This is a genomic window from Pseudoalteromonas sp. meg-B1 (assembly GCF_003173795.1).
GTDB lineage: Bacteria > Pseudomonadota > Gammaproteobacteria > Enterobacterales > Alteromonadaceae > Pseudoalteromonas > Pseudoalteromonas undina.
This window is the reverse complement of record NZ_QGQU01000004.1, coordinates 136,165-148,890: the sequence shown is the minus strand read 5'-3', so window position 1 is coordinate 148,890 and position 12,726 is coordinate 136,165. Positions and strand designations below refer to the sequence as shown.

10 protein-coding genes are annotated in these 12,726 nt (G+C 40.2%); 6 read left to right on the top strand and 4 right to left on the bottom strand.

Going from position 1 to position 12,726, the window contains the following annotated elements:
• Both DK924_RS14765 and DK924_RS14760 read left to right on the top strand, forming a co-directional pair.
• Positions 1-3,174: a pilus assembly protein gene (locus DK924_RS14765; RefSeq protein WP_054202117.1), complete on the top strand. Its 3,174-nt coding sequence runs from the start codon at positions 1-3 to the stop codon at positions 3,172-3,174.
• A gap of 9 nt (positions 3,175-3,183) precedes the next feature.
• Positions 3,184-3,603 carry a type IV pilin protein gene (locus DK924_RS14760; protein WP_054202118.1) on the top strand — a complete coding sequence of 140 codons (420 nt, stop codon included), beginning with the start codon at positions 3,184-3,186 and terminating at the stop codon, positions 3,601-3,603.
• Between the two features lie 200 nt (positions 3,604-3,803).
• On the opposite strand, the gene DK924_RS14755 is transcribed toward DK924_RS14760, so the two are convergent.
• Positions 3,804-4,340 carry a GspH/FimT family pseudopilin gene (locus tag DK924_RS14755; RefSeq protein WP_010391288.1) on the bottom strand — a complete coding sequence of 179 codons (537 nt, stop codon included), beginning with the start codon at positions 4,338-4,340 and terminating at the stop codon, positions 3,804-3,806.
• Positions 4,341-4,417: 77 nt separating this feature from the next.
• Positions 4,418-4,969, bottom strand: a complete 552-nt coding sequence (locus tag DK924_RS14750) for a GspH/FimT family protein (protein WP_109875546.1) — start codon at positions 4,967-4,969, stop codon at positions 4,418-4,420.
• A 174-nt stretch (positions 4,970-5,143) separates the two neighbouring features.
• On the opposite strand from DK924_RS14750, the gene DK924_RS14745 reads away from it, so the two are divergent.
• Entirely contained in the window at positions 5,144-5,482 is a 339-nt protein-coding gene (locus tag DK924_RS14745; RefSeq protein ID WP_054202119.1) for a P-II family nitrogen regulator, read from the top strand.
• Positions 5,483-5,541: 59 nt separating this feature from the next.
• Here the strand turns inward: DK924_RS14745 and DK924_RS14740 are convergent, their stop codons facing one another.
• On the bottom strand, positions 5,542-6,306 hold the full coding sequence (locus tag DK924_RS14740; RefSeq protein WP_010391290.1) for an outer membrane protein assembly factor BamD: 765 nt from the start codon (positions 6,304-6,306) through the stop codon (positions 5,542-5,544).
• A gap of 141 nt (positions 6,307-6,447) precedes the next feature.
• Here DK924_RS14740 and rluD point away from each other — a divergent pair, with 141 nt between their 5' ends.
• The 3 genes from rluD to clpB all read left to right on the top strand — a co-directional run bounded on the left by rluD (position 6,448) and on the right by clpB (position 10,832).
• Positions 6,448-7,425 carry a 23S rRNA pseudouridine(1911/1915/1917) synthase RluD gene (gene rluD / locus DK924_RS14735; protein ID WP_010391291.1) on the top strand — a complete coding sequence of 326 codons (978 nt, stop codon included), beginning with the start codon at positions 6,448-6,450 and terminating at the stop codon, positions 7,423-7,425.
• Between the two features lie 2 nt (positions 7,426-7,427).
• Positions 7,428-8,159, top strand: coding sequence for a peptidoglycan editing factor PgeF (gene pgeF, locus DK924_RS14730; protein WP_109875545.1), 732 nt, complete (start codon positions 7,428-7,430; stop codon positions 8,157-8,159).
• A 96-nt stretch (positions 8,160-8,255) separates the two neighbouring features.
• On the top strand, positions 8,256-10,832 hold the full coding sequence (gene clpB, locus DK924_RS14725; RefSeq protein ID WP_109875544.1) for an ATP-dependent chaperone ClpB: 2,577 nt from the start codon (positions 8,256-8,258) through the stop codon (positions 10,830-10,832).
• A 63-nt stretch (positions 10,833-10,895) separates the two neighbouring features.
• On the opposite strand, the gene DK924_RS14720 is transcribed toward clpB, so the two are convergent.
• A complete protein-coding gene (locus DK924_RS14720; RefSeq protein ID WP_109875543.1) occupies positions 10,896-12,443 on the bottom strand; it encodes a PAS domain-containing methyl-accepting chemotaxis protein in 1,548 nt (515 codons plus the stop codon).
• Between the last annotated feature and the right edge of the window lie 283 nt (positions 12,444-12,726).

Sequence of the window (12,726 nt, the reverse complement as noted above, 5' to 3'; positions counted from 1 at the left end):
ATGAAACTTACGTTAAAGAGAGTACTCATTTCTATATTTTGTGTATTAATTAGTTTATCAGCGAATGGTGAAGACATAGAGCTCTATGTTAACCACAATGTGGAAACTAATGAAAAGCCACGTGTTATTATGATTTTTGATACCTCGGGAAGTATGGCCTGGGATGTAAACGATGGCAATGCCTGCTATAAAAGAAGCGGTAATAGTTATTACGAGGTTGATTGCTTTGAAAGTAAAGATAGCTATAAACGAAATGAGCAATGTTACAAAAGAACTAGTTACTACAATTATGAAGCCACATGTAGTGATAGTCGTTTAAGAGTTGCACAAAATGCGATTACACAGTTAGTGAACGATAATGATGATATCGAATTTGGTTTAATGCGCTTTAATGGTAGTAATGGTGGGTATGTACTAGCCAGAGTTGGTGCTGCAAAATCAACGTTGCTAAATAAAGTTGATGAGCTACCTGCCAGCGGATCAACCCCATTAACTGAAACATTGTGGGAAGCGTATTTATATATAACAGGCCAAAACGTTTACTATGGAGGTAATACTAATAATCGAGATTTTACCGCAGAGTCATCAGGAGTTTATAAATCACCCTTTGCCCCTGTAGCGGGTGAGCCATTACGTTGTGATAATAGTATCAACATTATTTTAATGACGGACGGTGACCCTACAAACGACTCTAACAGAAATAATGATATATATAATCTCCATAATGACTATTTTTCTGAAAATGCACCTGCTGTTAGTAATAGTTATTTAGCAGCACTGGCGAAAATTATCCATGGTACAGATGATGTAAAAGTTGATTTGTATAGCAAAACCAATAATGTGCTTGATATTGGACGTGTATTTCCTATTGGTTTTGGTACGGGTATGAGCAACTCAGGAAAGAACCTACTTACTGAGACAGCAAACTACGGCGGTGGACAGTATTTACATGCAAATACTGCAGCACAATTATCAGACGCACTCAAAAATACGATTTCTCGTATTCGTGAAGTAAACGATAGTTTTTCATCGCCATCAGTGGCCAGTAATAACGTAGATCAAACTCGAAGCCGTGATGCTATTTATTTTGCAATGTTTTATCCAGAAACAGGTGCGCGCTGGCGTGGTAACCTCAAAAAGTTAAAAGTCTCAGGTAGTCAGATTGTTGACGCAACTAACAAGCCTGCTCTTAATAGCGAAGGTTTAATTTCAAAAGATGCAAAAACATTTTGGCTTCCTGCAGGCCAACCCGCTGACGGTAATGCTGTTGCACAAGGTGGTGTGAATCATTATTTAAGCACGATAGATCCGCTTGCTCGTAATTTATTTACGGAGAATCAAGGCTCTGTTGTTAGTTTTAATACTTCGGTTGTTAGTGACATTCTTAGCGGGGTTACCAATAACCCGTTGTCCCTATCTAGTCAAGATGTGAATTGGGCAAGAGGGGTCGACGTTGATGATGAGGATAAAGATGGTTCATCACAAGATCAACGCTCTGATATTTTTGGCGACCCATTACATTCAAAACCTATTGCCATCGACTATGGCAATGATGATATACGAATTCTTATAGGAACAAATGCTGGATTTTTACATATGTTTAAAGATGCCGGTGAGACTGTAAGTGAAAGCTGGGCGTTTATACCTTCAGCATTATTTGACATTATTAAACCACTCAGAAATAAACAAGCGGATAGTAAAGTATATGGTATGGACGGCCCTATCAGTGTTTACTTTAGTAATAAGAGTTTAAATAGCGAAGGTTTAAATGACGGTATTATAGATGCTAGTAAAGGAGATGCTGTTTGGGCTTTTGCTGGTATGCGCCGTGGTGGCAAGAATTACTACGGCTTAGATATTACAAATCCGAATCAACCAAAGCGCCTTTGGAGCAAACCAATTGAAGGCGGCAAAGGCGACTTTACGGAATTAGCACAAACATGGTCAAAACCGCAAATAGCTTATATTAAAGCTTTTGGTAATAAACCTTTACTCGTATTTGGTGCAGGTTACGATATTAATAAAGACGCCGCAATTAGGTCTGAGGACTCCAGTGGCCGGGGTATTTATATTGTTGAAGCAAAAACTGGCAGTTTAGTTTGGGCGTTAACCCCGGATAGCAATGGTTTTAAAGGTAAACATAGCATTGCCGCTGATTTAACTACGCTTGATTCAGATTATGACGGCTATATTGACCGAATTTATGCTTCAGATACCGGTGGTAATATTTGGCGCATTGATATGCCAGGAGAAGATAGCCGCGAGTTCAGCCATTTCAAACTTGCAGAGCTTGGTAGCAATCAAAATACCCAAGATAGACGTTTCTTTTATAAGCCTTTAGTTGCGCGTACCTTGTTTAGTAAAGTAACAGAGACGACCATCAACGGTGATAAGGTTATTACCCGTTTAGATACACCTTATGATGCTGTTGTTATCGGCAGTGGTAATCGCTCAAAACCAACGAATACAAATGAGCAAGATCAATTGTTTATGATTCGTGATGAAAATACGCTGACACGCTCATTTAAGACCAATGCGCCTGCTGCAATAAAACCATCTGACTTAATGATTATGAATGATGATCCGTTTGGTAATACTCTAGATGACATAGATGGTTTTAACCTTGTTGAAGCTGAGTTGGCAAAAAAGAAAGGGTGGCGCTATGAATTAGCTAAAGGTGAAAAGTCATTGGCTGCAGCTACCGTTGTTGGTGGGGTTGCTTATTTTACCTCTTTCACGCCAGCATCTGATGAAGTTGTAGAGAATCAATGTTCTTTAAGTGGGGGCGGTGGTGCGCTTTATGCGTTTCATTTGCATTATGGTACAAAAGTGTATGATCAGCTCAAATTTGCAACCAGTTATGACGTACCCGATACACCACAGCTTTATTTTGGTGCAACTAACTCTTGTACCGATTCGAACGGTGATGGAAAGTGTGATGATAATCCAGAAGAAGACGTTATCGAAGAAAGTCAGTTTTTTCTAATTGGCCCTGGAATAAAAGGTGAGCAAGCCGAAAACCCTCTTAAACCTGTAGAAATTACAGGACCTGGTTTAAAAGTGGTTGACGGTACAATCAAGCTGGTTAATGATAAAGAGCCCATTGGTTTTGGCTTTAAAACGCAGCAAACATATATTTATAAGCGTGAAGAAAACGACGAAATAAACAATTAAGGGCTGTATATGAACAAGACACAACAAGGATTCACATTAATTGAGTTAATGATCACAGTTGCGATTGTTGGCATTATTGCCGCAATTGCACTGCCGAATTACAGTGAGTATGTAAAAAGGGCATCACGCGCAGAAGCAGCATCTGCGCTGTTAGATGCGGCAAACAAGCAAGAGCAATACTTTGTAGATAACCGAGTTTATTCGACTTCGTTTAGCGACTTAGGTATTCAAAGTAAAACTGAAAACGGGCATTTTGAGTTGGCAATTAATGTGGTTGATAGCAATGAATTTACAATTACAGCTAAACCCATCGCTGGAGCGGTGAAAGGGGATGCTGATTGTACTGAGCTGTCTATTAATGACTTAGGCTTAAAAGGGGCTAAAGGGGCCAAAGGTAAATCAGATATAAATTATTGTTGGGGTAGATAATGCAGGTAAACCTTACTCTGGATTATATACCCATCTCAAGTAGCTGCTTTTAGCGCTAATAGCGTTGAATTTACTTGCAATAGCCCAGCTATTGACGCGAAAATCCACCTTGTTTTCACTGTGAGTCTCTGGCTAGAGGAAATAAACCTAGCTATCACTATTATCCAATATATTAGTAAATCTCTTAACCAGAGTTCAGGTTAGTTATTTTTGCATCTATTTGTGGACTTTATCCGTATGCGACCTGTTTGACTTATAGAAAGAGCAAGCCCTTCAAGGCTTGCTTTTTCGCTATTAGGGCAATAGATAAAAGTACCGTTTTGAAAGCCATTTAAAGAGCCGTCAGGTCTAAAAGTTATTGCAGTGCGAGGGTACTCTAAGCTATCAGAGGGATGGGTATGTTCAAAGGTACTAATAAGACGTTCGTCATTATCCAAAGATGTTGACTTGTCATTATCAGTAAATAGTGACACACCCGTGTGCCACTCACCATCTAAACATTGTTTATCTTTTAAAGCGCAAAGAGTTACGTAGCTGCCATGCTCTATAGCATAAAGACGTGCTAAATTAATATTTCGGTGTAATAAATTCACCTGATTATCAGCGCGATTGAGCGCCAAGAAATCAGGAACAAACCATAAAGAGAGTTGGCTCAGTATTGCTATAACTGAAATGGTTATTAGCAATTCTACTAGCGTAACGCCATCGTTTTTGTGAACACTTATAATTAACTTCATCCCTGAAGCCTTACATTGAACAGTCCATTATATTAGTTTAGTAAATAATCAAAAAACGACAAAGTATGAAATGGCTTTTAGCTGCAGGTTTGAGTTGTGTCACCTATATAAAAAGCAGTCCCTGATTGAGACAGTGTTAACCCTTTATTATTTTCATTAGTACCATTAGGGCAAAAAATAAAATTTCCAGGTTTAGTGGTGATACGACCGCTGGTGTTAAACCGTATTCGTCTATCTCCAGCTGTGAATGTTACCTTATCATTAAGGTTAATTTTTTCCATAACGCGAATTAAGCTGTCAGATGAGGAATTATATTGACCATCATTATCTGCATCAATAAAGGTAATAATAACTTTATTACCATCCCACCTTGCTCGGCATTGCATACTATCATCATTATTTTTAACCTCCGAATGCTGAGCTGCACAAATAACCACGATTTCATCAGTACTAGCTGCTTGTGATCGCGCAAAACTAATATTACGCCTTAGCTCCAATAAAAAGTTTTCGCCTCGGTTTTCTTCCAGCAAATCGCTACTATTCCATATTGCAATACTCGCTATTATCGCAACAATAGCAACGGTAACCATTAACTCTAATAGAGTAAATCCTGTATGCTTGGTTTTCATATAAATCTCATTAACTCGGTGATGTTGAAAGGTCAACAGACCCTAGTATAGTTATTTTTATTAAAATAATCATACCATGATTATTTTTCACCTGTGCTATTCAATCACTTTGTTTGCTATGAACCTCATGATTGTCTAAAATCGAGGCAACTGAGGCTTTCAAAAGTAACTAATATGAAAAAAATAGAAGCAATCATTAAACCGTTTAAGCTCGATGATGTGCGCGAAGCACTTTCTGATGTTGGTATTACGGGTATGACAGTAAGTGAAGTAAAAGGGTTTGGGCGTCAAAAAGGCCACACTGAGCTATACCGTGGTGCAGAGTATATGGTTGATTTTTTACCTAAGGTAAAGCTGGACATTGTGCTTGGTGATGAAGATGTAGAACGTGCTATTGATATGATTGTTAAAACCGCACAAACAGGTAAAATTGGTGATGGTAAAATATTTGTCACTGAGGTAGAGCGTGTTGTTCGTATTCGTACCGCAGAAGAAGATGAAGACGCAATATAATCGTTGTCTTGAGTATAAAAAAGGCGCTACTTTAATTTAAAAGTAGCGCCTTTTTTGTGTTATTTATTTCTACTGTTAAATTTGCGTGTTTGCGCTGCATTATCACTTAATTCAGTTAACCCAAGCTTATCGTAGCTTTTTTCCATCATGGCTAATGCTGCATCAAGGTAGCTACTTTGTGAGTAGTGCTCTACCACATACTTGCCGCGATTCGCAGCTGCTAAATAGGCTTCACGTTCATAATAGTAAGTTGCAACCTTCAGCTCATAACGAGCCATACGGTTTAATAACCAAACTAAACGACGTTTTGCCTCCGGCGCATAGTCACTTTCTGGAAAACGTTTAACTAAGGTTGATAAGTCGGTATAAGCAACACGGGTGCGTTTAGCATCTCTGTCGGCTCTATCTACACCAAAGTATTCTTGGAAAGCATTTTTATCAGCTTTAATATTAACTAAACCACGCATGTAATACATGTAATCTAAATCTTTGTGGTTTGGGTTTAAGCGAATGAAGCGGTCAATTGTCGCCAGTGCTTGCTCTGTATTACCTGATTGGTAATGTGCATACACTAAATCCATTTGTACTTGCTTTGAAAACGGGCCAAACGGGTAGCGAGAATCAATTGCCGTTAACAATTCAATTGCACGTGCGTATAAACCAGAATCAAGCGTTTGTTTTGCATCTTCGTATAGTGCTTGTGCTGATCTGTTTGGTACTCGTTGAATATCTTCTTGGTCAGGCGCAGATGAACAAGCTCCTAAACTAAGCACTGAAACTGAAAAAACAATGGCGAATGCACGTTTCCCTATTTTATTTATCATTTTATTTGTTACCTTCGATGTCTTCGGCTAGGCCAAGTGGGTAAAACCGAGTAAACTATGCGTATTATGTTATGCTTTTATTAAAAGCGATTCTAACCCAGTCAAGCAAAGCTTGCACTGGTAAATTGGGTAAAGTTACTAATGTCAGAGCAAATATCTCTCCAAGCCGAGGTCCCAACAGACTTAGGTGGTAAACGTCTAGACCAAGTATTAGCACAATTGTTCCCTGATTATTCACGATCACGGATAAAAACGTGGATTTTAGATGATAAAATCACCGTTGATGGCGAAATTTTCAACACCCCGCGTGAAAAATTACTCGGTGGTGAAGTTGTGGCTGTTGAAACAACAATAGAAGCACCTCGTGAATACGAAGCACAAGATATCAAATTAAACATCGTTTATGAAGACGATGATATTTTAGTGATCAACAAACCAATGGGATTAGTGGTTCATCCGGGCGCAGGCAATCCTGACGGTACGGTGTTAAATGCGTTACTTCATCATTTTCCAGACATTATCAACGTGCCACGCGCGGGTATAGTGCATCGTCTAGATAAAGACACCACAGGTTTAATGGTTGTCGCGAAAACGATTCAAGCACAAACTCACCTGGTGAAAGCCTTACAAAAGCGCGAAAATTTCACACGTGAATATGAAGCGTTATGTAATGGTACTATGACTGCCGGTGGTATGGTTGAAAAAGCGATTGGCCGCCATCCAACTCAGCGTACGCATATGGCTGTTCATGAAATGGGTAAACCAGCGATTACGCATTACCGTGTGGCAGAAAAGTTCCGTGCTCATACTCGTTTGCGTTTACGCCTTGAAACCGGACGTACGCATCAAATTCGCGTGCATATGGCGTACTTAAACCACCCATTAATTGGCGATCAATCTTATGGCGGTCGTCCTCGTCCACCAAAAGGAGCAACGCCTGAGCTGTTTGAGTTACTGCGTAGCTTTAAGCGTCAAGCGCTCCATGCTGTTAAATTAAGCATTGCTCATCCAATTACCGGTGAAATGATGACCTGGCAAGCACCTATCCCTGATGATATGGTTCAGATGACTCAAGCACTGCGTGAAGATACAAAAGCAAATCCAGACATAGCTAGTTAATTATGTCTGGCTTATCAGCTACATGGCAATCTATTCAGGGTGTAGGCACATTCAGTACTACACGGGATGGAGGCGTATCAAAGCCTCCATTTGATAGCTTGAATTTAGGATTGCATGTAGGTGATAACAGCCAAGATGTATTAACCAATCGAGCGCATGTAAATAGTTACATACCTAATCCTGCTGTTTGGTTAAATCAGGTTCATAGCGCTGATGTAATTAGAGTGGATGAAGGGTTTGATTTTAACCAAACTCTGACGGGGGATGCGCTTTACACGCAATTATATAATCAACCTTTAGCTATAATGACCGCTGACTGTTTACCTATTTTACTTACCTCAAGCGATGGCCAGGAAGTGGCTGCAATTCACGCCGGTTGGCGAGGGTTAGCGCAAGGAATCATTAATAATACAGTTAGCTATTTTAAACATGCACCAACGAACTTACATGCTTGGTTAGGTCCTGCAATAGGGGCTAACCAATTTGAAGTAGGCCAAGAGGTCGTTGCAACATTTACAGCCAACAATCCAGCTTTGCATGATGCGTTTAAACCTCAAAATAACGATAAATATTTAGCTGATATTTATTACATAGCGCGTATTTTGCTAAACCAACGGGGTGTTGTGAATATTAGTGGTGGTGAATACTGCACGTTCTCTCAAAAAAATCAGTTTTTTTCTTATCGACGTGACGGCCAAACCGGTCGTATGGCAAGTTTGATCTGGCGCAAGTAAATTACTATTAAGTGATTATTTTTCCCTCAATACCTTGAACAAATCCGCTAACATACCCATTTATAAAGTAATTCGTTTTTTTATAGGTAAACCCCCATGCGTTTAGATAGATTTACAAGTAAATTTCAGTCTGCGCTTTCAGATGCGCAATCATTAGCGCTAGGTCGCGATCATCAATTTATTGAACCCGTTCACCTTATGTATGCTTTATTAAAGCAAAGTGGTTCAAGTGTGCGTGCCTTATTTGCACAAATGGGCATTAGTATTGACGAGCTCAATACCAAACTATCTCAAGAGATAGAAAAGTTATTTAAAGTGGAAGGTGTTGGTGGCGATGTGCAATTGTCAAACAACATGGTTTCACTTATTAATCTGTGTGACAAGTATGCCCAAAAACGCAAAGATAAATATATCTCAAGCGAACTGTTTGTTTTAGTTGCATGTGAAGATAAAGGGCCGCTTGGCAGTGTATTTAAAGCACTTAATATCACTGCTAACAAAGTTGAAACTGCCATAGAAGCAATTCGCGGTGGTCAAAAAGTTGATGATCCTAATGCTGAAGAAACTCGTCAAGCACTTGAAAAGTACACTATTGATTTAACTGAGCGGGCGGAGCAAGGTAAGCTTGACCCTGTAATCGGCCGTGATGATGAAATTCGTCGCACCATCCAAGTATTACAACGCCGCACTAAAAACAATCCTGTGTTAATTGGTGAGCCAGGGGTGGGTAAAACCGCGATTGCCGAAGGGCTTGCGCAACGTATTATTAATGGGGAAGTGCCAGAGGGCTTAAAAAATAAGCGCGTACTCTCGCTTGATTTAGGCGCGTTGGTTGCTGGGGCCAAATACCGAGGTGAATTTGAAGAGCGTTTAAAATCAGTTTTAAATGAATTGGCCAAAGAAGAAGGCCAAGTGATTTTGTTTATTGATGAAATTCATACCATTGTTGGCGCTGGTAAAAGTGATGGCGCTATGGATGCGGGTAACATGTTAAAACCTGCATTAGCACGTGGGGAACTCCATTGTGTAGGTGCAACGACCTTAGATGAATATCGTAAGTACATTGAAAAAGATGCTGCACTTGAGCGCCGTTTCCAAAAGGTATTAATTGAAGAGCCATCGGTTGAAGATACTATCGCTATATTACGTGGTCTAAAAGAGCGTTACGAATTACATCACTCAGTGGAAATCACCGATCCGGCAATTGTTGCTGCAGCGCAGTTATCACATCGCTATATTAGTGATCGCCAATTACCTGATAAAGCAATTGATTTAATTGACGAAGCAGGCTCTTCTATTCGACTGCAAATTGATTCAAAACCTGAAGCCTTAGATAAGTTAGAGCGTCGTATCATTCAATTAAAAATTGAAGATAACGCCCTGGCTAAAGAAAAAGACGAGGCGAGTCAAAAGCGCCGTGCAGAAATGGTTGAGCTGATCACTGAGCTTGAAGTGCAATACCGTGAGCTCGATGAAGTATGGAATGCCGAAAAAGCGTCTTTGCAAGGTACGCAAGTCATTAAAGCCGAACTTGAACAAGCACGACTTGATTTAGAAGTGGCACGCAGAGCAAGCGATTTACAGCGTATGTCAGAGCTGCAATATGGCCGTATCCCCGAGCTTGAGCGTAAGCTTGATTTAGCATCGCAAGCCGAAATGCAAGAAATGAGCTTACTTAAAAACCAAGTGGGCGAAGACGAAATAGCTGAAATTTTATCACGTTGGACCGGTATTCCGGTGGCACGTATGCTTCAAGGTGAGCGTGAAAAGCTATTGCAAATGGAAGCGCAATTACACAATAAAGTGATAGGGCAAGATGAAGCGGTAGTTGCGGTGGCTAATGCCATTCGTCGTTCTCGCGCAGGGCTTGCTGATCCGAATCGTCCGATAGGCTCATTTTTATTCTTAGGACCAACAGGGGTGGGTAAAACAGAGCTAACGAAAGCATTGGCTGGCTATATGTTTGACACCGAAAGCGCCATGGTACGCATTGATATGTCTGAGTTTATGGAAAAACACTCAGTTGCGCGTTTAGTTGGTGCGCCTCCTGGTTATGTAGGTTACGAAGAAGGCGGTTATTTAACCGAAGCTGTTCGTCGTAAACCTTATTCGGTTATTTTGCTTGATGAAATAGAAAAAGCGCATCCTGATGTGTTTAATATTTTATTACAAGTTCTTGATGATGGTCGTTTAACAGATGGTCAAGGCCGTACTGTTGATTTTAAAAATACGGTTATCATTATGACCTCTAACTTAGGTTCAGACATTATCCAAGAGCAATCGGGGAGTAATGACTATGACGAGCTTAAAGCTAAGGTAATGGGTGTACTGCATAATGAATTCAGGCCTGAGTTTATTAACCGTATTGATGAAACAGTAGTGTTCCACTCGCTTGCACATAGCCATATTAAAGAAATCGCTGATATTCAGTTAAGTAAATTGCGTGAACGATTAACTGAGATGGGTTATTTACTTGAATTGACAGATGCTGCGCTTGAGCGGATTGCTGCTAGTGGTTTTGACCCGGTTTATGGCGCTCGTCCACTTAAGCGTGCAATACAACAAACTATTGAAAATCCGTTAGCACAAAAGCTGCTTAATAATGATTTTCAACCAGGCTGCATCATTGTTATTGATGCAAGTAGTGAGGGCTTAGAGTTTACTAGCCGATAACCTGAGCACAGCAAAGAGCCGCTGAAAACAGCGGCTTTTTTGTTTTTGATTTAAGTGGGTGGATTAAACTTTAAAGGTAAGCAGTAAATCATTTACTTTTCGTGAGCCTTCCACCAATTCAGCAGCGCCACGCGCTACGCTATAACTGAGCTGTAAATTGTCATCCCCCAAACCTTTAATTTTTTCAACATTGCTGCCAATGTCTCTACTTACCACTTGTTGTTGCTCTGCGGCAGCTGAAATATCGGTAGCAAGCTGTGAAATTTCACTAATTTGAGTAAAAATACTATCCAGCTCTTGCTGCGTTTGACCTGTAGTGTTCACACAGTCATCGGCTTGTTGTTTTGTGCTCTGCATGATTTTAGACCAGCTAAACAAGGTATCTTGAATCTCTTTAATGGAGCTGTGAATTTGTGCTGTGGCGTTTTGAGTACGTGAAGATAATGCGCGTACTTCATCAGCGACCACCGCAAAACCCCGACCATGCTCACCAGCACGGGCAGCTTCAATCGCAGCGTTAAGTGCTAACAAATTGGTTTGCTCTGCAATGCCTTCTATTTCACTCATTACCTGACCAATTTTATCGGCCTCAGAGGCAAGCCCTGTGGCTGTGGTTGCCGCTTGCTCAACTTGCATGGCTAAGTCAGATACCATTTTGCTATTATCGGCAATATGACTTTTTATATCAGAGCAGCTTTGATAAGTGCTCCCCACTTTATCTGCGGTATTATTAGTATTATTAGAAATTTCACCAATGGTGGTGCTCATTTGTGACATTGCAGTGGCTATTTGCTCAAGCTGAGTTCCCTGAGAGGAAATTCCTTGTTCGGTCAGCGTAGATTGCTGATCTAAGCCTTGGGCAATGGTATTAAAACTCAAGGTTGAGTCTTTAACACGACCGAGTACCGTTTTTAACTTGGCGCAAAGCATTTGCTCTCGGTAATCACTAATACTGTGAGGGTGTGAACCACTAAATACATAACGAGACACCGAATCTGCCTGGCTTTTTTGCTGCTTTAGAGTTGCAGGTGTTGCTATTAGCTCATCATAATTTAAAGCTAAAATGATAATACACACCACCAAGTTAACCGCTGCAATTGCGATTGACCCCCAAATAGCGACACTAGCTAACCAAACTAAAACACCGGCTATGCTCAAGCTCTGTCTGAGTGAGGTGTGCTCACGCCAGCTAAATAGTGACTTATTAGCGTTAATTTTGGCATACAGCTTCTGCGCTCTGCGTTTTGCATGTTGCGAGAGTTTTACACGCACAGACTGATAACCAATCAATTGGCCATGTTCAAAAATAGGTGTTACAAATGCATCAACCCAATAGTAACGGCCATCTTTACATAAGTTTTTTACAGCACCACGCCAAGAATGCCCTTGCTTTAAGGTGTCCCACATCTCTTTAAATGCCGCTTTAGGCATATCAGGATGGCGAACGATATTGTGGTTTTTATTGATGAGTTCATCCATTTCATAGCCAGCAATACTGCAAAATTCATGATTGGCATAGGTAATAACACCTCGAAGATCGGTCGTTGAAACCAACTCTTGATGTTCTTCAAAAGTGACCTCTTCATCTATTAAGCTTTGATTACGACGCATAGTAATCCTTTATCATTCTTTATTGGGGTGTCTATTGTAATTACTAAAACTAATGTACGTTAGTGATAAGTTTTAAATAGCAGTAGTAAGGCATTTTTTTTAATGTTTTTATGATCTTTATCAACTTTAAGAGTAATTGATTTTTTTAGTTATGCCAAACTTTTAGCAAGTGATTCACCCTTTCGTACGGGGAGAAATAGTGCTTTGAGGTTACGATGTATTGTGGCAAATAATATGCAAAAGAAATTGTATATTGCTGGTGGCAATGGCAAGATTATCTTTT